At 60.5% G+C, this 25,009-nt stretch carries 19 protein-coding genes, 2 tRNA genes and 1 pseudogene; 15 read left to right on the top strand and 7 right to left on the bottom strand.

Annotated features, from left to right (window positions below; all coding sequences use genetic code 11):
- Window positions 1–146: 146 nt before the first annotated feature.
- A complete protein-coding gene (gene ilvC, locus DDD63_RS08720; protein ID WP_240611485.1) occupies window positions 147–1,178 on the top strand; it encodes a ketol-acid reductoisomerase in 1,032 nt (343 codons plus the stop codon).
- A 299-nt stretch (window positions 1,179–1,477) separates the two neighbouring features.
- Window positions 1,478–2,263, top strand: coding sequence for an ElyC/SanA/YdcF family protein (locus DDD63_RS08715; protein ID WP_205647230.1), 786 nt, complete (start codon window positions 1,478–1,480; stop codon window positions 2,261–2,263).
- A 702-nt stretch (window positions 2,264–2,965) separates the two neighbouring features.
- Here DDD63_RS08715 and DDD63_RS08705 read toward each other — a convergent pair.
- Window positions 2,966–3,556: a hypothetical protein gene (locus DDD63_RS08705; RefSeq protein WP_125482485.1), complete on the bottom strand. Its 591-nt coding sequence runs from the start codon at window positions 3,554–3,556 to the stop codon at window positions 2,966–2,968.
- 886 nt (window positions 3,557–4,442) lie between these two features.
- Between DDD63_RS08705 and DDD63_RS08700 the strand changes: the two genes are divergently transcribed.
- The 6 genes and pseudogenes from DDD63_RS08700 (at window position 4,443) to DDD63_RS08680 (ending at window position 9,883) form a co-directional block, all read left to right on the top strand.
- Entirely contained in the window at window positions 4,443–4,694 is a 252-nt protein-coding gene (locus DDD63_RS08700; RefSeq protein ID WP_108716036.1) for a hypothetical protein, read from the top strand.
- Between the two features lie 19 nt (window positions 4,695–4,713).
- Window positions 4,714–4,935: pseudogene (locus tag DDD63_RS12950) on the top strand (IS3 family transposase); the annotation flags it as partial.
- A gap of 338 nt (window positions 4,936–5,273) precedes the next feature.
- A complete protein-coding gene (locus tag DDD63_RS08695) occupies window positions 5,274–6,335 on the top strand; it encodes a 3-isopropylmalate dehydrogenase (RefSeq protein ID WP_108716035.1) in 1,062 nt (353 codons plus the stop codon).
- Between the two features lie 160 nt (window positions 6,336–6,495).
- Entirely contained in the window at window positions 6,496–7,641 is a 1,146-nt protein-coding gene (locus tag DDD63_RS08690) for a branched-chain amino acid aminotransferase (protein WP_108716034.1), read from the top strand.
- A 288-nt stretch (window positions 7,642–7,929) separates the two neighbouring features.
- Window positions 7,930–9,564 carry a citramalate synthase gene (gene cimA, locus DDD63_RS08685; protein ID WP_108716033.1) on the top strand — a complete coding sequence of 545 codons (1,635 nt, stop codon included), beginning with the start codon at window positions 7,930–7,932 and terminating at the stop codon, window positions 9,562–9,564.
- Window positions 9,565–9,628: 64 nt separating this feature from the next.
- A complete protein-coding gene (locus DDD63_RS08680) occupies window positions 9,629–9,883 on the top strand; it encodes a hypothetical protein (protein ID WP_108716032.1) in 255 nt (84 codons plus the stop codon).
- A 242-nt stretch (window positions 9,884–10,125) separates the two neighbouring features.
- On the opposite strand, the gene DDD63_RS08675 is transcribed toward DDD63_RS08680, so the two are convergent.
- Both DDD63_RS08675 and DDD63_RS08670 read right to left on the bottom strand, forming a co-directional pair.
- Window positions 10,126–11,286: a YggS family pyridoxal phosphate-dependent enzyme gene (locus tag DDD63_RS08675; RefSeq protein ID WP_240611232.1), complete on the bottom strand. Its 1,161-nt coding sequence runs from the start codon at window positions 11,284–11,286 to the stop codon at window positions 10,126–10,128.
- A gap of 47 nt (window positions 11,287–11,333) precedes the next feature.
- Window positions 11,334–14,042 carry a DEAD/DEAH box helicase gene (locus DDD63_RS08670; RefSeq protein ID WP_108716031.1) on the bottom strand — a complete coding sequence of 903 codons (2,709 nt, stop codon included), beginning with the start codon at window positions 14,040–14,042 and terminating at the stop codon, window positions 11,334–11,336.
- A gap of 137 nt (window positions 14,043–14,179) precedes the next feature.
- Here DDD63_RS08670 and DDD63_RS08665 point away from each other — a divergent pair.
- Window positions 14,180–14,252, top strand: a tRNA-Lys gene (locus tag DDD63_RS08665).
- 665 nt (window positions 14,253–14,917) lie between these two features.
- On the opposite strand, the gene DDD63_RS08660 is transcribed toward DDD63_RS08665, so the two are convergent.
- Both DDD63_RS08660 and DDD63_RS08655 read right to left on the bottom strand, forming a co-directional pair.
- A complete protein-coding gene (locus DDD63_RS08660) occupies window positions 14,918–15,586 on the bottom strand; it encodes a response regulator transcription factor (protein WP_108716714.1) in 669 nt (222 codons plus the stop codon).
- Window positions 15,587–15,613: 27 nt separating this feature from the next.
- A complete protein-coding gene (locus DDD63_RS08655) occupies window positions 15,614–17,089 on the bottom strand; it encodes a histidine kinase (protein ID WP_108716030.1) in 1,476 nt (491 codons plus the stop codon).
- 131 nt (window positions 17,090–17,220) lie between these two features.
- On the opposite strand from DDD63_RS08655, the gene DDD63_RS12535 reads away from it, so the two are divergent.
- The 4 genes from DDD63_RS12535 to DDD63_RS08635 all read left to right on the top strand — a co-directional run bounded on the left by DDD63_RS12535 (window position 17,221) and on the right by DDD63_RS08635 (window position 21,023).
- A complete protein-coding gene (locus tag DDD63_RS12535) occupies window positions 17,221–18,327 on the top strand; it encodes an ABC transporter ATP-binding protein (protein ID WP_205647227.1) in 1,107 nt (368 codons plus the stop codon).
- Window positions 18,324–19,673, top strand: a complete 1,350-nt coding sequence (locus tag DDD63_RS08645) for an ABC transporter permease (protein ID WP_108716029.1) — start codon at window positions 18,324–18,326, stop codon at window positions 19,671–19,673. The genes DDD63_RS12535 and DDD63_RS08645 overlap by 4 nt, the downstream gene beginning before the upstream one ends.
- A gap of 221 nt (window positions 19,674–19,894) precedes the next feature.
- A complete protein-coding gene (locus tag DDD63_RS08640) occupies window positions 19,895–20,818 on the top strand; it encodes a glutathione synthetase (RefSeq protein ID WP_108716028.1) in 924 nt (307 codons plus the stop codon).
- A gap of 131 nt (window positions 20,819–20,949) precedes the next feature.
- Window positions 20,950–21,023: transfer RNA gene (locus DDD63_RS08635), tRNA-His, on the top strand.
- Between the two features lie 1,155 nt (window positions 21,024–22,178).
- Here the strand turns inward: DDD63_RS08635 and DDD63_RS12530 are convergent.
- Entirely contained in the window at window positions 22,179–22,628 is a 450-nt protein-coding gene (locus DDD63_RS12530; protein ID WP_205647225.1) for a hypothetical protein, read from the bottom strand.
- A gap of 62 nt (window positions 22,629–22,690) precedes the next feature.
- Window positions 22,691–23,464 (bottom strand): ATP-binding protein, encoded by a 774-nt coding sequence (locus tag DDD63_RS12525; protein WP_205647223.1) that lies wholly within the window; start codon window positions 23,462–23,464, stop codon window positions 22,691–22,693.
- 329 nt (window positions 23,465–23,793) lie between these two features.
- On the opposite strand from DDD63_RS12525, the gene DDD63_RS08625 reads away from it, so the two are divergent.
- On the top strand, window positions 23,794–24,414 hold the full coding sequence (locus DDD63_RS08625) for a DUF1819 family protein (protein ID WP_108716027.1): 621 nt from the start codon (window positions 23,794–23,796) through the stop codon (window positions 24,412–24,414).
- Window positions 24,411–25,004, top strand: coding sequence for a DUF1788 domain-containing protein (locus DDD63_RS08620; RefSeq protein ID WP_108716026.1), 594 nt, complete (start codon window positions 24,411–24,413; stop codon window positions 25,002–25,004). The genes DDD63_RS08625 and DDD63_RS08620 overlap by 4 nt, the downstream gene beginning before the upstream one ends.
- Window positions 25,005–25,009: the final 5 nt, after the last annotated feature.

Here is a 25,009-nt window from a genome sequence, read left to right as displayed (position 1 = left end):
CGGAGAAAGTTGGCCGGGCCGCTCGAAGTGGCTTCCCCGGATGATTCCGCTCGCGGCCCGCGTTACCCGCCGGCGGGACCGGTAGCAACCCGGCACGAACAAGACGAATACAGAGAAAACCAAAACTCATACAACAAGGAGAGAATATCGTGGCAGAGATCTATTACGACGACGATGCCGATTTGGCGCTCATCCAGTCCAAGAAGGTTGCCATTATTGGCTACGGTTCGCAGGGGCACGCCCATGCCCTGAATCTGCGTGATTCGGGTGTGGATGTGGTTGTTGGCCTGCGTGAAGGATCGAAGTCGGTGGCGAAGGCCGAAGAGCAGGGGCTGAAGGTGGCCTCCGTGGCCGATGCCGTGCGTGAGGCCGATGTGGTGATGATCCTGACACCGGATCAGGCCCAGCGCCACGTATGGGCAAAGGAGATCGAGCCGAATATCAAGCCCGATGCAGCGATCTTCTTCTCCCACGGCTTCAACATCCACTTCGGCTACATCAAGCCCGCCGCAGGCCACGACATTTGCATGGTTGCACCGAAGGGACCGGGCCATACCGTCCGGCGGCAGTTCGAAGAAGGCCGTGGAGTGCCGGTGCTGGTATGCGTGGAGCAAGATGCCTCCGGGCAGGCGTGGGACCTGGCCGTGTCATATGCGAAGGCCATTGGCGGAACCCGCGCCGGTGCGATTAAGACGACCTTCCGCGAGGAGACCGAAACCGACCTCTTCGGCGAGCAGAGCGTGCTGTGTGGCGGTGTCTCTCAGCTCATCCAGTACGGCTTCGAGACGCTGACCGAAGCGGGTTATCAGCCGGAAATGGCCTACTTCGAGGTTTGCCACGAGCTCAAGCTCATCGTTGACCTTATCAACGAGGGTGGCCTGACCAAGCAGCGCTGGTCCTGCTCCGATACCGCGGAGTACGGCGATTATATCTCCGGCCCGCGGGTGATCGGCCCCGAAGTCAAGGAACATATGCAGGATGTGCTGGCCGATATTCAGTCCGGTGCCTTCGCCAAGCGTTTCATTGACGACCAGGATGCCGGTGCGCCGGAGTTCCTGCGTCTGCGCGCCGAGCATCAGGCCCATCCGATCGAGAAGACCGGTCAGGAGATCCGCAAGATGTTCGCGTGGAACGCCGCTGTGGATAGTGACTACGTGGAAGGTGAAGCCGGCCGCTGAGATTGGCGGCAGCGGCCAGAATAGTACGAGGCGGGCACCCGGATTCGGGTGCCCGCCAAGTCATGTACCGGTTACGTCAGATGTTGTACTGTGCATCCTCGCGGATCGCGACTAGGAGAGGACCCCCGGTGTAAATCGGGACTTGGGCAGGAACCCCGGTGCCAATCGTGACTCGGGCAGGATCCCCGGTGCCAATCGCGGCTCGGGCAGGTGCTACTGTGATGCTTCACCTAGTTAAAAGCGTGTGATTTCCGCCGGGTCGCGTTGGATTTCATGGTTAGGCCGCTAGGGTAGTGCCCATGACCAAGCAGCAGGAGGAATTGGGCAGCCTCCGCGATGCGGGGAAGTCGGCAGATTCATCGCGTGACCACACGCCTGACCACACTCGTGATCGCGGTAGTGGTGGTGTAGTACAACGCCGGTGGATGAAGCGTTTGGGCACCGCATTTGCGGCGCTTATTGTGCTGGCGATCGGCGGCGGCGTCGGAATCAATCAGTGGGTGACGGGCACAACGCATGATCGCGTGTATGCGGGTGCCGCAGCGCTGCCGTCCGATGCCGATCCGGACTGCATTATTGTTCTTGGAGCCTCCGTGCGCTCCAACGGTCAGCCGAGCGCCATGCTCGAAGAGCGATTGAAGACCGCGCTTGAGTTGTATAACGAGGGGGCAGCTCCAAAGATTCTGGTCTCGGGTGATAACTCCACCGAGGTATACAACGAGGTCAAGGTAATGCGCGAGTGGCTGGTCGCGCACGGGGTACCCTCGGAGGACGTATTCGAGGACCATGCTGGCTTCTCGACGTATGAAACCATGTACCGGGCGCGTGATGTCTTCGCCGTCGATCATGCCATCGTTGTCACGCAGCAGTATCACCTGGGCCGTGCGCTCTACGATGCGCAGTCGCTAGGGCTGACGGTATGGGGTGTTCCGTCTGGTGGGAATGACTATCCGGGGCAGAACCGCCGAGACGCGCGCGAATGGCTGGCGCGGGTACACGATTGGGGGCAATGCCTCACCAACGCGAAGCCGACCTACCTGGGGGATGTCATCCCAATTTCCGGCAACGGTGAGGCGACGCGCTAGGTTTACCTGATTCGATACACATGGGCGCGCATCGTGGCAGAGCGGTCCACCGCGCTCCAGCGGCCGTCCTAGTTTATGTGGGCCTTTTCCCAGTCGTGTTGTTCGATGGGGAGCCGATCAGTTGGAGCTATCGGGAAAACATCAGGCAGGTGGTTCGTCAGCTGCGTTGCCATATCAGTTCCGCAGGAAACGTATAGGCGGTCCGCATAGATTGGTTGTGTGATCACAATCGAAAGATCTGGCGAAAACCAGAGTGACGGCAGTGAGGCGAGAGTCAAATTCCCCATGTCTGCTAACGTTTCCCGGATCAGCGCGTATGGCTCAGAAGGCCGCAGAAAAGAGTCTTCGGGCCCAGGCAGGGCGGCTGTACGCATGTGTCTGATGTAGCCTCCCCAAAACAAGGCAGTCCACGGTTCGGTCGAAGGGCGACTGTCTAACGCGACCAGTAAGTTTGCCGCGTATGCCGCATCGTAAATCTGGCCTTCTGGTGCGCGAACATCGCGCTTGCTGTTAGTCAGTTCGTGAAGGGACGTTGCCCCTGACAACTGTCTACCGTGTATCGTTGCGAGATTGCTCCACGTGGTGACACCCGATGGTGTTCCCAGCGGGAGTAACAACGCCAGTGTCGAATCGAACCCAGTGAATAGGAGATCTGATACATACCCATCGCGATGGGTGCTCGCTCGTGCAGCAAGCTGCACCTCAATCCGTTCCAAGAAAGAACGCATAGTTGGCATGATTCTCCGTGTCCTCGTACATGGACTCGTCCCATCCATTCTCATTGGGGTACTGGATGGTTACGGTGACGAACTGGACGCCCGCCTGCAACGCGACATCCAACTGGAGTCCGGCCGGGTGGTCCACCCAGTTAGATGTATACCCCGCTCCGTACTCCTCATGGATACAACTTGTGGTGTCGGGAAACCCGTCGTTGCCGATTCTCTCGCATTGTCTGACGAGTGTGTTGCTCGGCGCTGGCGTTTCATGGAGGTACAGTGTCAGCGTTTCTGGGTGATCCTTCGGCAGGACGACACTGGGAGCATTCTCTATGGATGGAGGAACCGCCGCTGTTTCCATCCGCCCGGAGATTAGCCATCTGAATTCAATGGGTGAAACCTCGGTCTCGTCCACGATGAGGGAGGGAGGTTCGGCGGGGCTCTCCGCTGCAAGCTCTAAAACCGGACCACTACTGGCAGCACTTCCTTTTTCTGAAATTGACGTACAAGCGGTAACGACCGGTAGTGCGGCGAGCGTGACAAGCGCGAGCCTCGACCATCTAAATGCTCTTAACATGAAAATCGACTAATGCTATTATCTCCTCCATTGCCGGTCCTTGCGTAATATCTGACCCCGTTCTATCGTGTGAAATGCGAGGAGAAACCCCAGTCTGTGTACGTTCCTGTCCCGGAGCAATTCCAGTGAGGGTGGGCAACGTAACTTGTCTTTTTGTTAGTCGTCGAAGAGCTGCCGGTTTTGAGCGATTCGTACCCGTACCATCGCTGGCGATAAAGTGTTGTAACGGTCTTAAGATAGGGAACATTCCTCGTACACTCGATCCTGGCATGAACTGATGCCGTGCGCCCGCTTTTATGTGGCAGGTCGGTTGTCCCGGTGCATCCTGCGCGCGAAAGAATCTGTCGAGTCGGAAGAGCCTCAGTAGTGAGCCTCTCCCCGCTTTGTCTGTCCAAAGTTGGGGTGGCAGGACCTGTCTCGAGCGACTCAAGCGTTGCTGACTTGGGCAGATCTTCGACCGATTCGACTGAGGGGGAGTCATTTCTGGAGAGATTGTCGCTACTATCAGCGGGTATACCTGCACTCCACAACAGAGCGACTGTCATTGCCAAGAGTGCGGATTTCATTTTTGCCTCCAAAAGGCTATACGGCTGTACATTATATAAAACCCTATGTGCGGTAGCTGGTGTAGTCAAGGTTATAACGAGACTCATTACGTGTGCCCGCGAAAGTGGCTCGGTGCCTCATCTAGAACCTTCCGTGAGATTCGTGGATCGTGATGAGTATTCGGTGGTGGGTTGCCAATGCAGGCCAGGGTGGAGAGTAATAGAAGAAGTATGCAAGGGTGTATGTGGAGGCATCCAGGAAGGACAGGGGGAGGACACTGTACAAGGGTGAACGGTGACTGGCTGAAACCGAAAGGGGCGCCGGGCAGCGCTTGAGAGCAGTGGCTGAGCGCCCTGGCGGCACGGGCAGGAAGACCGGGCCGGACGGGCCCGGCCCCAGTCCGCTCAAGGCCAAGAGCGACCACGGGGACAGGATCGGGGCCGGGACGCCGACTGAGGAGTCGGCGCAGGAGCGGATCGCCCGCGCGGAAGCGGAGAACGCTGCATTGCTGGCAGAGAAGGCTAAGTTAACCCGGGAGCGGGAGATTCTGCAGCAAGCGGCCAAGTATTTCGCCGGGGAGACGATCCGGTGAGCCGCTACCCGGTTTAGTCGCCGACCATGGCAGTGTCTGCACCCTCAAGGACTTCGCTGCCGCATGTAAAAACCTTGGTGTTACTCAGTCGATGGGGGGCGGTGGGCACCAGTGCCGACACCGCCCTAGCAGAGTCATTCAATGTCGCATTCAAGCGGGAAGCACTCACGGCCAACGATACTGGCCCGACGCGTTAACGTGCCAGCCGCAGGCATGTCGGTGGTTGACCCGCTACAGCACCATACCGAGGCAAGCCCCTGAGATCTTCACCCGGCGTGATGTTGAAACCTCCTGAAGGACTACAGCCACGACAAGACCGACCAGTTTTACTGGGACCTGCGCCTGCAGCGTTTCACCCAACATCCACAAGGGCATCCACATCGAGGGAACCGCCTCCAAACCCGTTACAACTTCGCGGGCAGTCCCTACATGAAGCGCCCGGAACAGAGCTTCGTCGTTCTAAGAATCCGCTGGGCAGGTACCGGATGCGTTCAAGTGTGTCCCTGCTAGTGTGTAGCCGCAATTGCCGAATTGTGAGACATGCATTCCACTACTTGATCAGCGCCATAAGGTAAGTGCATGACTCGCAGTATTGATCTGGCCGTTATCCCCGGTGATGGTATTGGCCCCGAAGTGGTGGCCGAAGGCCTGAAGGTTCTTGATGCGGCGCTCGCGGGCAGTGACCTGTCCGTGCGCACCACCACCTACGACCTGGGCGCAACACGTTGGCATCGCACGGGTGAAGTTCTCCCGGATGATGAACTCGAGTCGATAAAGAAGCATGACGCCATCCTGCTCGGCGCCGTGGGTGACCCGTCGGTGCCTTCCGGAGTGCTGGAAAGGGGGCTGCTACTCAAGTTGCGCTTCTCCCTCGACCACTACGTCAATCTGCGCCCGAACAAGTATTACCCGGGCGTGCCGACGCCGCTGGCCAACCCGGGCGACATCGATTTCCTCGTGGTGCGAGAAGGGACCGAGGGCTTGTACTGCGGCAATGGTGGTGTCGTGCGTAAGGGGACACCACAGGAAATCGCCACCGAGGTGTCGGTAAATACAGCCTATGGCGTGGAGCGCGTGGTGCGGTACGGTTTCGCCAAGGCCGCCGCGCGCCCGCGCAAAAAGGTGACATACGTGCACAAGCACAATGTGCTGGTCAACGCCGGCGATCTATGGCGCCGTACCGTTGAAGCGGTCGGCGCCGAGTATCCCGAAGTGTCCGTCGACTATCTGCATGTGGACGCCGCCACCATTTTTTTGGTGACGGATCCGGGCCGGTTCGACGTCATCGTCACCGACAATCTTTTCGGCGATATTCTCACGGACGAAGCGGGCGCGGTCACCGGTGGAGTTGGACTCGCCGCTTCCGGCAATATCAATCCGGATGGCGCGTTCCCCTCCATGTTTGAGCCTATTCACGGTTCGGCTCCTGACATCGCCGGTCAGCAGAAGGCGGATCCGACGGCGACGATTTCATCCGTGGCGCTACTTCTGGATCATCTTGGCCATACGGACTGTGCGCGGCGGATAGAGGCCGCGGTCGACGCCGATATGGCGGCACGCGCGGAAGCGGCGGCTGCCGGTCAGCCCTTGACTCGATCAACGGTGGAGATCGGTACTGCTATCGCTGCGCGCTTGGCGTGAAGCGCGGGCCATATGCTCAATACGGGCACCGCCGCACGATAGCGTGGTGCAGGGCTTGCCCGAGTGGTTAGATCTCCTGCAAAGGTTCGTCATGCGGCCCTTCCCGCCCGGTCCGGGAGATATGAGTAAGCTTAAGACAGTCGTAAGAAGAAGGACTGTCATGACATCGACTCATACACCAACGGATCTTGAACTAGCTGCTGCTGTGGCAGTGCCAAGTGCGGACGAGCTGGCTGGAGCATGGGCGCTCCAGCCTCATCCGCATCCGGCATCCGACGCGGAGCGTGCGCAGCGCTTGGAACGCCTCGGTTTCGGCGTAGACTTCACCGACCATATGGCCCATGCGACGTGGACGGTCGGAAACGGGTGGCATAACAAGGTCGTCGAACCCTATGGTCCATTGAGTCTCGATCCGGCCGGAGCGGTGCTGCATTACGGGCAAGAGGTTTTCGAGGGGCTGAAGGCCTATCGTCACGCCGACGGATCGGTGTGGACCTTCCGACCCACATATAACGCCGCACGGCTCAATCATTCCAATCGGCGTCTAGCGATTCCGGAACTGCCGCATGAGGACTTCGTCGCCTCACTTATTGGCCTAGTGCGGGCGGACGCCCAGTGGGTTCCCGATGCGCCCGGCTCCTCCCTCTACCTACGCCCTTTCGTCTTCGCATCGGAAGCCTTCCTTGGGGTGCGTGCGTCCACGAGCTATGAGTATTTGGTGATTGCATCGCCTTCGGGGCCCTATTTCACTCACGGGTTCCAACCCATCAACGTGTGGGTGGAGGAAACATATCACCGGGCCGGGCCCGGCGGTATGGGGGATGTAAAGACCGGAGGCAATTATGCGGCGTCGCTGCTGCCGAAGGTTGCGGCGCACGACGGTGGATACGACGAGGTGCTTTTCCTCGACGCAGCCACCAACACGAATCTCGATGAGCTGGGTGGCATGAATGTGTTTGTCGTCATGGCCGATGGCTCTCTGAAGACGCCGAAACTCACGGGGAACATCCTCCCGGGTGGAACACGCGCCTCGATTATTCAACTAGTGCGGGAGCAAGGACGGTCGGTTTCCGAGGAGACGATCTCCCTCCAGTGGCTGCTTGATGCCATCGCCGCGGGCGATGTGGCGGAAATGTTCGCCTGCGGAACGGCGGCGGTGGTGACCGCGATTGGTGCACTCACGGGCAAGGGATTCCACGTGGACATCCCGGAGAACACGGTGACACGTGGCATTTTCGATGAGTTGACAGCCATTCAGCTTGGCGAGACGGAAGATCGGTTCGGCTGGTTATATCGCTTGGCGTGAGAGTATGTTACGGGTTGCCGAACCCATGGCGATGGCGGGCATGCGGCGCAGTAAGCGCCAGGTGAGAGGCGTGTTCCCTGTGGGGTGTGTTCAGCCGGGGTGTCGCAGGAACAAGCTCCGGGCGGGCACAGCGGTCCGGGCGGCCCGCATGCCGAGTACGGCCGGTATATCTCACGCCCGCATGCTTCGTATGCTGCTGATCGGGGAGCACTTGGCAGGTTTCAGGTCCTCGCGGGGACCATGCCGTGCTGCACGCGCAGTGCAGTCGGTGTTGCCGAAAGGAAAAGAATGAAAATCGACGTCTACGACGTGACGTTACGTGACGGCGCTCAGCAGGAGGGGGTCAACCTCTCTGTGGCCGACAAACTGGCGCTGCTGCCACTGATCGAATCCATCGGCGCCGATTACATCGAAGGAGGTTGGCCGGGAGCGATTCCGCGCGACACGGAGTTTTACCGTGCCGCTTCCGAAGTGCCGCTTACCGCAGCGCTGACGGCATTCGGGTCAACACGCAAGGCAGGAGTGCCGGTCGCGGAAGATAGCCAGATCCAGGGTCTGCTTGATTCCGGCGCGAGTGTTATAACGCTGGTGGCTAAGTCGGATATTCGCCATGTCGAACAAGCGCTACGAACGACGCCGCAGGAGAATCTCGCCATGGCCCGTGACTCGGTGGAGTACCTGCTGGGCCAAGGTCGGCGCGTGATGATTGACGCCGAGCATTTCTTCGATGGTTTTCGTTTCGACCCCGATTACACCAGTGAGGTTGTAGCGGTGTGCTTCGAGGCGGGAGCCGAGGCGGTGATCCTTTGCGACACCAATGGCGGCTCACTTCCCGGCCATATCAGTGCAACGGTTACCGATTTGCGTTCTCGCCTGGCGGTACGCGGAATCACGGATCCGCTGCTGGGAATCCACGCGCACGACGACGGCGGCTGCGCCGTCGCGAACACGCTTGCCGCAGTCGAGGCCGGTTGCCGCCAAGTGCAGGGCACAATTAATGGCTACGGCGAGCGTACTGGCAATGCGAATCTGCTGACGGTCATCGCCAATCTGGCGCTGAAGACGGACTATGAGGTGGTCAGCGAACAGCAGCTCGCCGCGCTGACAGCGGTTTCACATGCCGCCTCGGAGATCACGAATATTTCGCCCTATGCACGGCAACCGTATGTGGGGTCCTCGGCCTTTGCACATAAGGCTGGATTGCACGCCTCCGCGATTCGCATTAACCCGGACCTGTACCAGCATACCGATCCATGCGGCGTCGGCAACGATATGCGTATGCTCGTCTCCGATATGGCGGGCCGGGCGTCGATCGAGCTGAAGGCGCGCGAATTCAGTGTGGATCTGGCAGGGCGTCCCGACGAGCTGAGCGCTATCACTCAACGCGTGAAGGAGGCCGAGGCGGCTGGGTACACCTATGACGCAGCGGATGCATCCTTTGAGCTTTTGGTGCGTGAGGTACTCGGTAACAGGCCACGTTACTTCCGTCTTGAGGCATGGCGATCAAATATCTCCACTGTGCGCGGGCGCGCTTCAGCGGGCGATACCTTCTCCGAGGCGACCGTGAAGCTATACGCCGGCGGACGACGCCTGGTACGCGTCGGCGAAGGAGTAGGCCCGGTCGATGCCCTGGATCAAGCTCTGCGAACAGCTTTGAAGAACGTTTACCCTGATCTAACACGTATCGAGCTCATTGACTTCAAGGTGCGCATTCTGGATACCCATCAAGGAACGGCGGCCACGACGCGAGTACTCATCGAACTGTCCGATGGGCAACGCACATGGCGTACCGTCGGAATTGGCACGGACGTGGTCGAAGCCTCATGGGAAGCGCTGACCGAGGGATACGAGTTTGGCCTCATGCGTGCGGGTATAGAACCTCATCCGGAGGGACCGACGGAGGGGCCGGAAGGCAGCGACTAACGGCTGTACGTGATCCAGGCGCTGACATGCCGATGCATCTGCGCCTGGATCACCAAGGTGACGGATGGAAGCGAGATCGATCTGCCGGTATCACCTCTGGGTGCAAGTCGCTATCCCGGTACTCTGCGAGGTGGTGACTGAATCTGGTGGGTCGGTTCCGGGTTTATTCATAGGAGTAGATGGTGGCGTCGCCTGCGCGGCAATTGATGCAGGGGTGCTATGGATCTGCTCCGGTGGGTTGTTGGCGGGTGGCGCGGCCATGACGGTCATCAATGTGGGTGCTATGGATCTGCTCCGGGTTATTCGTACGCCTCCTTGAAAACCCCGGATATCAGCGAAAAACGCGGAACAAATCCATAGTCACTGACTAGATATACGGCCCCGTCGTGCTAATCCCCGGCGTTGCCTGCGCGCCCGGGTTGTTGCTCGCGTCCCCGGTAGTTGCTGTGCCTTTGCTCGTAGTCGGCCTGACCGGGTAGCTCGCGCTCGGCCCGTGGCACGAGTCCTCGCAGATGCACGAGTTAGGACGCGGCCCGGCGCCTCGCCTCCAGACCTCGCCGGTTAGGCGGCGGGCCGAGGCCCAAACACTGCGGTTCCGACGCGCACAATCGTGCTGCCCTCGGCCACTGCGATCTCAAGATCCTGCGTCATCCCCATGGAAAGCTCCGTGACCGTGGGCAGGCCGTTTGCTCGCAATTCTTCGGCGAGTTCGCGCACCACCCGGAAGGAACGCGCAATTTCAGCGGTGTTATCGGTGTGGGCGCCTATGGTCATCAACCCGATGATGCGCAGATTCTGCAGTTCGGCGACCTTCCCAGCCAGCTCCGGTATGGCAGTGGGCATCACTCCGAACTGCGAGCAGGAGCCGGAGGAGTTGACCTGCAACATCACATCAAACGGTTCGCGCGCCGCGCCTTCTTCCCTACGTCGAGCCTGCAGGCGGTCAAGCCGCTGCGCCAGATCGAAGGAGTCAAGCGTCTCAATGCACTGGGCATAGCGCAAAGCCTTGCCCGCCTTGTTCCTTTGCACGTGTCCAATCACATGCGTGCGATGCGCTGAGGCATTGGCCGCAGCCAATGCCTCTTCGGATGTCTCCAACTGTTGAATGATGTTATGCCCGAAAAGAGTTGCCCCCGCGCTCAAGGCGGCAAGAACTCGTTCGGGGGCCTGGTACTTTGCGGCCAGTTCAATGCTGACAGATCCGGCTTCCCGCCCGGCAGAGGCTTCGGCCGCCAACACCCGGTCACGCAGGCGTTGGTAGCGTTGCGGGATGTCGCTGAGAGGGGGTATAGAACCCGCTGTATCGTGCGCGAGCGCGCCCGCTGGCAGGGGCGCGTCGTCTGGCTGTAGCGCGGTCGCTGGTGGCGATGGCGCGGCTACCGGTCGTGGCGCGCCTGTCGGTTGTGGTGCGCCTGTCGGTTGTGGTGCGTCTGTCGGTTGTGGTGCGCCTGCCGACTGTGGCGTTGAGGCGCCACCACTCGGCGTCCTTCGTGCTGATATCGTCGCCGTGTCGGTTGCGCCAATGGACGTGGATGATGTTGATTCCATCTTCTTCGCCGTGGAGCAATTCGTTTCGCCGTTCTTTGCCGCTGCGCGAGCCGTTTCGCTGTTCTTTGCCGCTGCGCGAGCCGTTTCGCTGTTCTTTGCCGCTGCGCGAGCCGTTTCGCTGTTCTTTGCCGCTGCGCGAGCCGTTTCGCTGTTCGTCGTTGTGCTCCTTACCATCTTTTGTGCTCTTCTTCTTGTGTACTTCGTGCCTCTCCTGCGGGCTGTTACCGTTCCCCAACCGAGACTATATCCACATGCACGCGGTTCTCCAGATCAGAGGCGTCGAGGTCCACCAGACCCCAGAATCCCCAGGAGCCATCTCCCACGCCATCGTCGAAAATCTGGCGGACCAACCAGAGCCGCCCGGATCCGTGCCCCGCAAGAAGACTCTCCACGGCTTCCTCCGGCACTCCGGCGTCCACGAGCGCGGCAGCATCCACATTGTCGATGACTTGCAGAAAGTGCGCGCCCCGCGCGGCGGTATCGATCCCGATTGCCTCATACTCGTCGAAGTAGGGATCGGTGGCGTCGGCCCAGGCATCCCCGTCCCACACAGGCGCGCCGGGCCACAGCGCCGGACCTGCCAGTTCGTCCAGCAGTTCGTAATCCTCGCGCTGGATCGCCTCAACACGCTGAAACATGGCGTTACGCACGGCGGTGCGCAACGCGTGACGGTTGCGGGTGAAGGCGATGTGACCGTCGGCGTCGGCACCGAACGCGAGTTCGCGGGTACCCCCGTCGGCGTCGGCGGAACGGGCGGCGATTTCGTTGCTGACGACCTTGCCGTCGCGCAGCGCCTCCCACTCGTCCAGTAGTGAGGAGTCGACGGAGCGCACCAAGGAACCGAGCCACTGGGTTATCCGATCAACCTCGGCGGTGCGCGCCTCCAGTGGCACGGTCTGCCGCAACGCCTTATAGGTGTCCGTCAAATAGCGCAGCACGATGCCTTCGGAGCGCGCCAGGTCGTAGCGGGAGATCAGTTCGGAAAAGGTCATGGCCTGCTCAATCATCTCGCGTACCACCGATTTAGGTGTGAGCTCGTAATCGGCCACCCACGGGTTGCTCTGCCGATAGATCTCCAGTGCCGCGTGTAGTTCTTCACCCAAGGGTTGCGGCCAGGTGATCGCATCGGCCTCGGCCATCCGCTCGTCGTAGCCGACCCCGGCGGCCTTCAGGCGATTGATGAGCTCGCCTCGTGCGGCGCGCTGTTGCGCGTAAAGAACAGGGGTGGGGTTCTCCTGTACTGCCTCCATGATGGAGAGTACGTCGAGAGCGTAGTCCTTGCTGTCCTTGTCGAGCATGTCCAGCGCTGCCAACGCGAAGGGCGCAAGAGGTGAATTCAGTGCGAAATCTTCTGGGACCTCTCGGGCGAAGTCGACTGCGGATTCGCCGGGATGCTCTTTCTGCCACTGTAGATCGTGATGGGTCAGTACGCCGGCGGCATGCAGCGACGAATAGATTTCAACCGCCAGGCGGAGTAGGGGATTCGAGGCGGTTTTGGGCTCGTGATTATCGGTGAGGAGTTTGACTGCGGCGGCGACGGCGTCGCCGGGGCGCTGCAGGATATTGAGGACCATGGCATGGTTGACCCGCATATGCGATGTAAGGGTCTCCGGCTGTGCGTCGCGCAGATGCTCGAAAGTCTTCTTCGACCAGAGCACGGCTCCCTCCGGAGGCTTGCGGCGAACGATCTTTCGTAGCTTCTTCGGGTCATCGCCTGCCTTGGCCAGCGCGCGGGCGTTTTCGATTTCATGCTCGGGTGCCTGCACAATGACTTCGCCGGCGGTGTCAAAACCTGCTCGGCCCGCCCGGCCCGCAATCTGATGAAACTCACGGGCGGTGAGGTGGCGGGAACGGCTGCCATCAAATTTCGACAGCGAGGTGAAAACGACGGTGCGGATGGGAACGTTAATGCCTACGCCAAGGGTGTCCGTGCCACAGATGACCTGGAGGAGACCGGCCTGGGTAAGGCGTTCCACCAAGCGCCGATAGCGAGGCAGTAGACCGGCGTGATGAACTCCGATCCCGGCGCGTAGCAGTTTCGACAGCGTCTGACCGAATCCACTGCCGAAGCGGAAGGGACCGATGGTGGTGGCGATCTGCGCGCGCTGCTCCTTGGACGTCAGGCTGAGGGGGAGGAGAGCCTGCGCCTGGCTGACCGCATCCCGCTGAGAAAAGTGAACGATATAGGCGGGGCTGCGGTGGGTGGAGGTGAGTTCTTTGATCAGTTCTCCCAAAGGCTCCATCGAATAGGAGAAGGCCAGGGGAACAGGACGCGGCGCATCGGCGATGGTCGTCACGCCGCGGCCAGTGCGTTTTTCAAGGTCAGAGGCGAGAAACCTGGTGTCTCCCAAGGTTGCGGAGAGAAGGACCTGCTGGGTGGAGGGCAGTTCGAGCAACGGAACTTGCCAGGCCCAGCCGCGTTGCGGATCACCGTAGAAGTGGAATTCATCTTGTACGAGGATACCGATCCCGGCATCGTCGCCCTCACGCAGGGCGATATTGGCGACGATTTCCGCCGTTGCGCACACCACCGGAGCATCCGCGTTGATTGACGAATCGCCGGTGACCATGCCGACATTATCGGCGCCGAAGACGGAGATCAGCTCGAAGAACTTTTCTGAGACAAGCGCCTTGAGTGGGGCGGTGTAGTAGGCGGTGCGCCCAGCGGCAAGCCCGGCGAAGACCGCGGCGAGCGCCACCATAGACTTACCTGATCCCGTGGGGGTGGCGACGATGAGGTGGTCACCGGTCAGTGCCGCCAACAGCGCCTCCTCCTGATGCGGATAGAGCGGGCGCCCGGTGGAAGCGGCCCAGGCGGTGAAGGCGTCGTAGACGGCGTCGGCGCTGGGAGCGGTTCCATACTCGTCCTCAAGGCGGTCGAGGGCACGGTTCAAAGCGCTGGGTTGGGTGGCGCTGGGCTGGTTTGACACCCTTATAGCGTGCCACACGCCACCGACATAACAACGTTGATCAACGGCAAATGAACCGTGTGTAGGACTTCACAGTCGCCGCACGCCCGTCGATTTGCCGGGTAACCGGAGCAGGGAGTATGCTCTTTTCTTGGCGCGCACCGCTAGCTCAATTGGCAGAGCAACTGACTCTTAATCAGTGGGTTCTGGGTTCGAGTCCCAGGCGGTGTACAGAAGGCGAAGGCCCGCGGTTCGGAGGAACCCCGGGGCCTTCGGCGTTGTTTTGCCAGGGCCGGGGGCTTAAAGGCGGGTTAATGGACAGAATGTGGGTCTATTGTCGGCATGTTGGGGTTACTTTTGGTGGCGTCCGGCCCAGCCTTTGTGTATTGAGATGTTGTCTTCCCAGGGTGTGTGGGTGTTGATGGTGGTGTCGAGGTGGGCTGGTCCGTTGGGTTGTAGGTCATTCTGTGTTGTTTTGGTGGGGTTTTTCGTTGGTGTGGTGCGGTTTTGTTGCTGTTTTAGTTGGTTGGGGGTAGCTAAGAGGTCGGACAGAATGCGTTGCTGCGGGTCGTGGTTTAGGGGTGGATGGTGCTCACATCTCGTGGCTCTAGTCTTGGTGTTGCGTGGGCGGGGCTACGCTCCGGAGCTTAGATGTCCAAATCCCGTCCAAACGGAGCTAATCTGGATTGACTCAATTTAAAGAATGGCGGAATTATGCGGATTTCGCGCTTCGGCGAGACCGGGAGGTTCTCGTTTGGACGGGATTTTGACACTGAGAATAAGAGTGTCTACTCGGCGTGGCTCGTAGCCTCCTGCTTCATCGCTCGCGCCGCAACTCGCCCGTTTGCAGGTACCGCCGAGCGACGGGAGTTGGTTGTTCATAGCCGCTGGCCTCGTCACTCCCGCTGCAACCAGGCGAGAACGGCTCTGACGCGCCGATTCTCCTCACTGGGGACAAGGTCCAACTTCTGGAAGATGTTGGCCACATGCTTGGCCACTGCTCCGCTGGAGACCACCAGGCGCTCGGCGATCTGCGAGTTGGAGAGACCCTCCGCCATCAACGCGAGCACTTCCCGCTCCCGGGCGGTCAGGCGCGCAAGCGGTCCGGAGCTTGCCCCGGCCGTATTCGCGTGCATGAGATGGGAGACGACTTCCGGATCGACGACGACGCCACCCGCCGCCACCAGATCCAGCGAGCCGAGAAAATCCGACACCCTGCCTACGCGTTCTTTCAGAAGATAGCCAACAGCGCCGCTCGCGCTGTCTAGTAGGTCCTGCACATAACGTCCAGCCACGTAAGCACTGAGCACAATAACGGGTAGGCCGGGGAACTCGCGGCGTAGTTCGAGCGCTGCCTGCAAGCCGTCGTCGGCGTTGCGTGGAGGCATACGAACATCGGTGACGACGATATCCGGCAGTGCTCCCGCTGCTCCCAGTTCCCGCACGGTTGAGCGTAACTGCTCGGCGTCGGCCGCTTCGGCGACGATGTCGTGCCCGGCTCCGGTTAGGAGAGCGGCCAACCCGGCGCGCAGCAGGGCGGCGTCGTCGGCAAGCACTATTCTCATGGCGTTAATCATGCCATTCGTACGCGCTTAGTCGCGCCATGGTGGCGTGGTGGGGGCAGTAATGGTCACCGTGGTTCCTACCCCAATCGGCGAGTCGATGGTAACTGTTCCCCCCATGCTTTCCACCCGCTGGATGATTCCACGCAACCCGGTGGCGCTTGGCGCAGCGGGGTTAGCGCCACCGCGTCCGTTATCGGAAACAACGGCGCACACTTCGAAGGCATTGCAGACGAGTGTTATCTGCGCGCCGTCGCTTGAGCTGGAGTGTTTGGCAGCATTGGTAAGCGCCTCGGCCACGGCGAAATAAACGGTGGTAGCAACGGGGGAGGAGATTGCAGCGTCGTCGCCGGTAATGTCGCAGGCGGCCGGGGGAGTGGAATGAGAGGCGAGCTCCTGCAGTGCGGCGGCCAGGCCGCGCTCGGTGAGCATGGCGGGGCGAACACCGCGCACAGTCTCGCGCAGCGCTCGCAGTGCAGCCTCGGCGCGATCTTGAGCAGCGTCTATGTCGGCGAGGACTGGCATCAGCACGGTGGCAATGTCGGCAGCTTCGCCGGGTGAGTGATCGGAGGCCGCAGTGAGCACAACGGACGTGTCCGATGATGACGTGGAGTCCTGGGGAGACGAGGGATCGTCTACGGGGTTCGCGGCGAACGCTTGCCGCGCGGCCTCCAAGTGGACGCGCGCCAGACCGAGCGCCATGGTTACTCCGACGAGTTCTTGCTGGGCGCCGTCGTGCAAATCGCGCTCAATGCGGGATCGTTCCGCTTCGAAGGCATCTACCAGCGTTGCACGTCCGCGGGAAAGATCTCCCACCTGCTGTGTCAGTGCCTGCATTTCTTCGCTGTTCGGGTCGGTGCTCAGGTTCGTGACGAATCGGCCGCGCAGCCTGCCCACCGCTAGGAACACCATGGATACCACAGCGAGGAGGGCGAGGCCGATTGGGAAGAACCACCAGCACTGCTCGAAACTCGTGAAACTGTACCGCCACGCCTCGGCTGGACGCTGGGGAGAGACGACAAAAGGTAGGGCGAGGCTTGTGGATGCCGCGATGAGGCCTACGAAACCAACGAAGAAATCGATTGTTGTCAGCACGATGCTGCCCAGGCAGAGGGGGAGGTCCTGCCGCCAGAACTCTCCGGTGGTGACTCGCGAACTCAGCCAGGCACCGCGCGCAGTGGCGGAGGGCCGACGCGACGGGGCGTCGATACCGAGGCTACGGGCGAGTGCGCGCTGTGCTTCGGCGGCCAGAGGTATGGAGAGATGGAATACCAGCGCGGCGGGAATGAGGACGATGACCAGGGGTATCCAGAGCACCGCGCGTAAGAACTCGCTCAAGATCAGGGCCCAGCGCCGGGTGTTGCGACGCGGATGCGCGGCACGGGGAGTCAAGTGTTTGGTGCTTGTGTCGGCAGCGGGGCCGGGGCGCACCTTGGTGGTGCCGGATTGCCCGACGGCGGGATCAGTCACCGGCGTTACCCCGGATGCGGAGGATTCAACACTCATATTTCGATGCTACTGGGGAGCCGTGCCGCTGACACTCCGGCCACCACCCCAAGGAGGTGGTGCCAGCACCACCTGGAAAGACGGGAGAGGGAGCCAATGACTGTTCACTTCGCGCGGGCTGGAATCGCGACATGCGAACAGGACGCGACAATCTATATGTCAATCGTTGGATTACTGATCGGCAGGCACTGAGTTCCGGCCATTCACGGGCCAAGAGCCGCCGCGAGCGCAAAACTGGAACTCTTGGCGAACGCAAGGTTCGGGGTCTTAGCGACGGCGAGACTGGCGGCTGTCATTCACGGACCAAGAGCCGCAGCGAACGCCAGGCCAAGAACTGGCAGCAGGAAACTGGCTCCTCGGAGGATGGGGTGCCTGCGGCGCTCTCGAATCCTCGCATCCCGCGAGGAGCTCCGCTTGGCTCGCAGGCGTCTGCGCAGAGCGGTCCTCCCGGAGATCCCCGTGGAGGTTCTGGTGGCGAGGCACCGGCGGTAGCAATTGTCGATCTGACCCGTGCCTTCCGTGTGCCGGGAAGGAGAGCCAAGGTGACCGCCGTCAACGGGGTGAGTTTCGAGTTGATGGCGGGATCGTATACGGCCCTGGTCGGTGCCTCCGGCTGTGGGAAATCCACGTTGATGCAGTGCATCGCCGGGCTGGACGTTCCAGACCACGGTAGCGTCCATCTGCTCGGCACCGAGATCACGCGGCTGCGGCCGCGTGGATTGGCTGACTTCCGGGCCGAACACGTCGGTTTCGTGTTTCAGGACGACAATCTGGTGACGAGCCTATCGGTGCGAGACAACGTGGCGTTGCCTGGCCGACTGCGCCATCGCCCACTGCCGGGCAGCGACGTCGACCGCGCATTGGAACGCGTAGGGCTGCGGAAACTGGCACGGAGGCTACCTGGCCAGCTTTCCGGCGGGGAACGCCAACGGGTTGCCATCGCGCGCGTGTTGGCCTCTCGCCCGGCCATCGTCTTCGCCGATGAGCCGACGGCGGCATTGGATGTTGGCTCTGCGGGGGCGGTGTTGGACTGGTTCGCCGAGCTGGCTGCTGCCGGAACAACGGTTCTCATGGTGACACACGACGCCGCAGCGGCGGCCCGGGCCGAGAGCGCACTGGTGATGGATGGCGGGCGTCTGATTGAGCAAGTAGATGGTGGCGACGCCGGGGCGATTGCGCGCGCGGTGCTTGCGGCGCGGAATGCTTCTGTCGCTTTGCCCACGGGAGGTGCTGCATGATTCGCCTACTCATTACTGACCTGCGCCATCACGCGGGCATGTGGCTCTGGACCTTTGTGGTCGCCGTCGTCGCCGGAGCCTGCGTTTTCGGTCAGTTCGCAGCCGGCCAGGGGATGGAGACGGCAATTGCCCGGTACGCGGACGAGAGCTATTCGACCACGCCCCTCACGGTGTTCTGCCTGATAACAGTAGGCGTGAGTGCTATCAGCGTGCTGAGCTCGACGGCGTCGCGCGTTGTGGAGATGCGCACTCGCGATTTTGGATTGTGGCGGGCACTTGGAATGCGCCCGGGAGCTGTACGTGCAACCTTACTCGGTGAACTGGCGATCCTGGGTGGTATAGCCGGCCTTGTCGGTGTACCGCTCGGATATGGGCTTGCGCATGTACTCGTGCCGATGTTGATCTCGGAACGGGTGGCACCGCCGCAGACAGTTCCCGAGCTTCCGCCGGCAGCGCTATGCTGGGCGGTGCTCTTCACCGCAGCGGTGGCTGTGCTTGGAGGATGGTGGAGTGCCGCTCGCTGCGCGCGGGCGCGTGAATCGCTATTGCTGCGCGGCGAATCGGCGGGCGGTAGCCGCGTGGGCTCGCTGTGGAGAGTTCTCGGTAGATTGCTACTCCTCGCCGGGCTGTGCGCGGGGATTGTTGCTGCGTACATGGCTATTCGCGATGGCGTTGCCGGCAGTGACGAAGTAATCAGTGCGGCCATGCCCGCCGCATTGGCCTTTATGTGTGTTGTTCTCTTGCTCGTACGGTGGTGTGTGCCTTTGCTGGAGAGGTTGGCCGCTCGCCTTATCCCACGTTCCTGGGTCGCAGCGTTTGTGGCTGGGAGGACGTGCGCCGTGGAATCGTCCCGCTCTAGTGCCACGGTGTTGCCCTTTGCGCTGGCGATGGGCCTGGTGGGGGTGCTGTATTCCGGGCGGAATTTCGGAATGAGCGGGGTCACCGCGCAGGGTTTCCTCGCCATGTTTGGCCCGGCGCTGTTGGTGGCATGGACTGGAGGAGTGGCGATTATCGCGATGAGTGCCGGGCAGCGGCGGCGCGATGGTGCCCTGCTTGCGGCGGCCGGGGCGCGCCATGGCACGATTCTGGTGGCGGAGGTGCTGGAAGGTGTTATTCACTCGCTTGTGGCGGCGCTGCTTGGAGTGGCGATCACGGTAGGTGCGGTCTACCTGGTGGGGCTGGCCTCTGCCGTCCCCTTCAGCGAGGCTCTGCCGCGCGCTCCTTGGGAAGCGATCGGGATTGTGGTTACGGCATCTTTCGTGACGGTGTGCTTGGCCGTGGTGGCGTCCTCGCGGGTAGGTGCGCGGGCGACGACGCTGGGGCAGATGCTGCGGGCGCAGGAGTGAGCGACGATGGTCTCGTTGCGATGTTGCGGCGTTGTGCGCCGCAAGGGCCGGGTTCATGACGAGCGTGGTCTTCTGGCGATGTGAAGGCACTGCAGGTTTGAACAGCCCGGTGTGGGTGCGTGGTGGGCTCGTCGCAACATGAGGGTATTGCCATGTGGAGGTATTGACAGGAAATCGAGCGGTTGGCCCCGCGCCTTCGGAACTTCGGTTAGAGTGGCAGTGTGTCTGCACCAATCGTGACTCTCGTTACTTCCCCGCAGTTACCGCAGCTCGACGACGACGAAGCGGGATTGCCAGATGCCCTGCGCGAACGTGGCATGGAGCCGCAAGTCAAAGTCTGGAGCGATCCCGATGTGGACTGGTCGGCCTCGGACCTCGTCGTCGTGCGTTCGGTACGCGACTATGCCGGACGGCGCCAAGACTTCCTCAAATGGGCGAAGTCTGTTCCGCGCCTGCTGAACCAGGCCAGCGTGATGGAGTGGAATTCGGATAAGCACTATTTGGCGGAGCTCGCCAAGCGGGGCTTGCCGGTGATTCCTACGGTGTGGTTCGAACCGGACCGGGAGTATTCGAAGCACCAGGTGCACACGCGTTTCCCGGCTTACGGTGATTTTGTTGTGAAGCCGGCGGTCTCGTCCGGCGGGCGTGGGACCGGCCGATATACGGCGACGGATGGTAGGTCGCGGGGCGAGGCGATTCGGCATGCCATGCATGAGCTGGCACGCGGGCGTTCGGTGATGGTGCAGCGGTACTTGGAGGAGATCGACCGTTCCGGTGAGGTCTCGCTGATCTACCTGAACGGCTTGGCCTCCTACATGGTGGAGAAAGAGGCCATGCTGCATCCGCGTTTTCGCTCGGCTGACGAAGTGCAGGAAGATGTTGTGCGTTCCTCGGCGGCGAACGAGGAGGAATGGCGCTGGGGTGAAGAGATCCGGCAGGCGCTGCACGGCTATATCACGGAGAAGAACGGGCGCGACGAGCTGCTGCTCTACAACCGAGTGGATATCGTGCGTGGCGGGCCGGAGGACGCGCACGAGTTCTACGTGATGGAGATTTCGCTTATCGACGCTTCGCTCTACCTATCGGCGGATCCCAACCATCTGGCCAAGTTCGCGGACGCAATCGCCGTGCGCGCATTTTGGTGATGCGGCGGAGGCTGCCTGGCGAGATGACAGTGCGGCCTGCTGGGCCCGTGGCCGGTATCACGAGGCGCCAATTCGGAGCGCGCGGCGTGCGTCGGATATAGTTGTTACCTGGCGCCATAACGGCGGCACATGGTGGATGTAGCTCAGTCGGCAGAGCACCTGGTTGTGGTCCAGGGGTCGCGGGTTCAAGTCCCGTCTTCCACCCCGATTTTTCTGCGTTATGTCAGTGTTCCAACGTTGGTTTATTAGCTGCGCGGTGCAGCGTAAGATTATGTGCCGATTCGGCATGGATGATGAGATGGCAATTTCCACCTTCCGGTTGGTGCCTACGTCCCGCTTTTTGCTACGCTCTCCCACCTAGGGTGAGAATTCTCCGGGTTTTCCCCAGTTTTCCGCGAATAACCCGGAACTTTGGGGATTTCCCGAAGGTTTCGCAGCTGCCGCAGCGCGCAGTGATCAGCCCCGCGGAGTTTTGGGGATGTCCCGAAGATTTTGCATCGGTGGTGGATCGTGCGGAGGGGGAGTCGAGGCGTGGCAGGCAGTGTTGCGCCCGCGAATGGCCCGGATGATTTGCACTGCAGGTGTACTCGAGGCTGGGCATGCGGCACGGCGCCCTGCGAGTGACTCGAGGATGCTACACCGTTGCGAGTCTTTCTACCGACGGCGGGGCTACCGACGGCGGGGGAGCGCCCGCCTCGCCATCGCGAAGAAGCTCGGAGATCGACGACGGGGGCCACCGACAGCGGAGGACGGCCGAAAGAAGCAGGTTCCGTTTCTCGGCCGTTTGAGGTGTTTGCGTGGGCGATGGATGATCCGGCTGTCGGTGTTGGATGGATTCGACGCCGATGTACAGGGCGCATTCCAGCAGCGGTGCTTCCGAATGGCAAGCCTGAGAGAGGCCGGATGAGTGGCTATCCGATTGGTATGCGCTGCACGCATGGACCAGTTTCCATGTGCAGCTTGGGAAGGTGTCGGACGTCTGGTGTATGAGAAGCTCCGGTATGGGTCTCGTTCTGCGATGATTGATCGGGAGTCACAGGCGTGAGAGTTTCAGGCGGAGTCGATGAGGAGCACAGCCGTTGCCGGGCTGGTTGTCGCGGAGACTACGCACGCCAAACGGGGTGTAAGAGCGGCCATGACCCCACAGTATGTGGCCGATCATGGGCCTTTCCTCCGATGAGGGGAACTGCGGGCCGGTGATGTGTGGTCTGCTTTTCTCCTGGAGCATGACAGGGCTGAAGGGCTCTCGCCTATGCGTGGTCAACGAACAACGCTGCTCCAGTAGGGAGGGCTCATTGGCTGTTCTGGTGTGTGCCTTCCGAGAGCCCTTTGCGGGGATCCTGTGCGCGAGGACGTGTTGTCATTGGGCTTTATCGTCTTCCGGTGGCTTGATACAGACGAGTTTAGTAAGACCGCCTTGGTTGATGCAGTCTTGTGCGATCTCGTAGACCTGCTGGTGAAAAGCGGTATCTGTGGCGGAAGCGGTTATGGTTGATCGAATCGGTGTGAAGGATCTCAGCGAAGTAGGGACTTCAGCACCGTCTCGGCTCGAGGCATTCCACGCAATAAGCGTGAGCGGTTTGACTCCGTGCCATTTGACGCCGACTTGTATGTCGTACTCGCCATGATGAAGAGCGCGACTTGTGGCACGAACGAGCGCCATGAAGTCTGCAACGGTGCACTCGATTGTTCGTCCATGAATCTCCCATGGCTGGAACTCGTGCTCACGCACATCTTTGAGTCTGGAAGGCAGTCGGTGCCCACTGACGGCATACGCCAAGGAAACTGTGCCATCAAAATGTACGCTCATCCAAGTCTCGTATTTGTCCCTCTCTGGGCTTGCTTCCCCTCGTGCAGACGTGCCCCACACAGTCATACGCCGTAGTCCTGGCTGCGGCCATGCGCTCTGAACCCCTCCAATGGGTGCCAGGCGTTGTTGTGCGAAAAAGACAGCGTTATCCCTGCCGCTTCACGAAAGATTGCCTGCGCTTCCTGCCGACTCAGTCGCTCTGGAACGCCCGGAATGCGCGGACGTGCGACTGCGATGAGCCACGCGCGGTCTCTCGCATCACGGTTCTGAGCGATCTCGTCGTATAACTCGTCGAGTGCTTCGTTTGCGTGCCTGCGCTCATCGAATCGCGCACGGTACATTGTTTCAATCTGCCGTTCCCGCATCCATACCGTATCAGCGTCGTTTCTGATTGGTGCGCCAAAGTACTCGCCCTTGTAAATGAGATGCGGACCGTCGACGCTCGCCGGTACAATGACCGCCACGGCGCGGCGACCTTGTTTGCCAAGCTTTATGATTTCCAGGCCGAAGACCGGAGGGGATATCGCGGTGACGGCAACGCTGCGGTAGGCACTTTCATGCCGCTCAGTGAAATCGCCGACGTCGCATCGCCCCGTGGCAGCCTTGGATTCTTCCTCGACTCCGTAGACGATCATTCCGCCGCCGCTGTTTGCCATCGCAGCGATATCCTTGGGTACGTCCGTTTGCGCGATGCCTTTAGACGGTGGAAGTTCCCGTTTCCAATCGAGATCCTCGGCCTCTTCCACCTGTCCCTCGATTGCTTGGTCCAAGATGCTATCTGTCAGTGGCCCGGGTTGCAGTCCCAGGGCCTTATGCAACGGTGTAAAAGTATTCATGCAGCGACTCTAGCAAGAGCCTCCGACGCGAAAACGAGTCCAAATGGACTCACCATGCTCACTTTCCTGCGACTCCGCTACGAGTCTAGATCATTCTCGGTAGACTGAGCATCGCTACCACAGCGGTTGTGGTCGGCAATTATTTGGGGGACGACGTGACAGAGTCTTGGCGATCGGCAGTGTGCCTTGCTGAGAGTGACATCTCTCCGAATCATGCCGTTTCACCCGCTGCCCTGAGTCTTCGGCAATACAGCACCTTCCAAAGATACCCGCGTGGCCCGACTGTGCGCTATCCTGTCCTATTGCGCCAAACTTGGAAGGAGTCCCATGTGATATCGCAGACCAGTGACCGCGGACGTTACGCCTTGTCTTTCACTAGTGGTTCTCTCCTTGCGCGTGAGGCATGTATTGCAGCGGCTCTTTATCTGGATTTACGTGACTGGCAAGATGCTCGCGCTCAGCTAACGCAACAGAACCTGCTGCAAACCCGTACTACCTCCTCCGCTGTCCGGCTGGCGCGTGAAACCGTTCAACGTCTCGCCGTCTTCAGTATCGACGAGCTTACGGCTCTTGTAGATGCTAGTCCGAGCGACCGCGGTCTGCTTCTATGGGTGGCGGCCTGCCGTCGCTATGCCTTCATAGGGGACTTCGCCGAAGAAGTGGTACGCGAACGTTATCTTCTACTCACACCGCGGCTTGGGCATGACGAGTTTGACAGTTTTGTCAATGGCAAAGCATTGTGGCATCCAGAGCTGACGGAACTCAGGGAATCAACGCGCAAGAAGCTCCGTTCGAATGTGTTCCGTATGCTCACGGAGGCGGGCCTCCTAGAGAGCGGGCTCATCCAACACGCAATTCCCTCCGAGAATGTTCAGAATCTTCTTCAGGCTCGCAATCCGAGCGACCTTCGCTTCCTGCCGATACGCATTCCCGTGGAGGCGACACGATGACACCTACAGATCTCGCTTCTCAGGAGAACCACCTCTTTGAGGCCATGTCGAGTGCGCGTTTCCTGCAAGGGGAGGGACTCTCCAACGAGGTTCCGTTTTTTATCTACCCTTATGCGCCAGAGGATGCAATCGCGGTAGCTGGGGCTCGCAAACGTATTGCCAACCGACTTCGGAAGGAAGGCATCGCGGTTGGTGTGGTCGACCTATACGACCTGTCAATTGAGATTCTTAAAAGGCGCGGTGTATGGGAGCGCCTTATCGCTTTGGAACCTGAGCAGGATAAGAATGACTTTCGTGAACTGCTGCAAGGCATGCTCGATCCGGAGGCTCACCTTGCTCCTGAGATCAAGAAGCTCGTTGATACTGACTCCGACATCGTGTTTCTCACTGGTATAGGCGAAGTGTTCCCCTACATCCGTTCTCACAGTGTGCTGAACAACTTGCAATCTGTGGTGAAAAAGCCCTTGCTGATGTTCTTTCCCGGACGTTACGAGCAATCCGAGACTCTCGGTTCCTCGTTGGTGTTATTCGGACGGTTGAAAGATGATCAGTACTACCGCGCTAAGAACATTCTGGAACAGGAACCGTGATCGAG

Origin of the sequence: Actinobaculum sp. 313 (assembly GCF_003073475.1) — a bacterium.
In the GTDB taxonomy this organism is placed as follows: domain Bacteria; phylum Actinomycetota; class Actinomycetes; order Actinomycetales; family Actinomycetaceae; genus Asp313.
The sequence above is the reverse complement of the archived record's forward strand: the minus strand, read 5'-3'. Positions and strand labels throughout refer to the sequence as shown.

Bases quoted from the DNA above. Each gene is read 5' to 3' on its own strand.
- DDD63_RS08715 (WP_205647230.1), top strand. From the start codon at position 1,478: ATGACCAAGCAGCAGGAGGAATTGGGCAGCCTCCGCGATGCGGGGAAG.
- DDD63_RS08705 (WP_125482485.1), bottom strand. From the start codon at position 3,556: ATGTTAAGAGCATTTAGATGGTCGAGGCTCGCGCTTGTCACGCTCGCC.
- DDD63_RS08695 (WP_108716035.1), top strand. From the start codon at position 5,274: ATGACTCGCAGTATTGATCTGGCCGTTATCCCCGGTGATGGTATTGGC.
- DDD63_RS08690 (WP_108716034.1), top strand. From the start codon at position 6,496: ATGACATCGACTCATACACCAACGGATCTTGAACTAGCTGCTGCTGTG.
- cimA (WP_108716033.1), top strand. From the start codon at position 7,930: ATGAAAATCGACGTCTACGACGTGACGTTACGTGACGGCGCTCAGCAG.
- DDD63_RS08680 (WP_108716032.1), top strand. From the start codon at position 9,629: ATGGAAGCGAGATCGATCTGCCGGTATCACCTCTGGGTGCAAGTCGCT.
- DDD63_RS08675 (WP_240611232.1), bottom strand. From the start codon at position 11,286: ATGGTAAGGAGCACAACGACGAACAGCGAAACGGCTCGCGCAGCGGCA.
- DDD63_RS08660 (WP_108716714.1), bottom strand. From the start codon at position 15,586: ATGAGAATAGTGCTTGCCGACGACGCCGCCCTGCTGCGCGCCGGGTTG.
- DDD63_RS08655 (WP_108716030.1), bottom strand. From the start codon at position 17,089: ATGAGTGTTGAATCCTCCGCATCCGGGGTAACGCCGGTGACTGATCCC.
- DDD63_RS12535 (WP_205647227.1), top strand. From the start codon at position 17,221: ATGCGAACAGGACGCGACAATCTATATGTCAATCGTTGGATTACTGAT.
- DDD63_RS08645 (WP_108716029.1), top strand. From the start codon at position 18,324: ATGATTCGCCTACTCATTACTGACCTGCGCCATCACGCGGGCATGTGG.
- DDD63_RS12530 (WP_205647225.1), bottom strand. From the start codon at position 22,628: ATGAGCGTACATTTTGATGGCACAGTTTCCTTGGCGTATGCCGTCAGT.
- DDD63_RS12525 (WP_205647223.1), bottom strand. From the start codon at position 23,464: ATGAATACTTTTACACCGTTGCATAAGGCCCTGGGACTGCAACCCGGG.
- DDD63_RS08620 (WP_108716026.1), top strand. From the start codon at position 24,411: ATGACACCTACAGATCTCGCTTCTCAGGAGAACCACCTCTTTGAGGCC.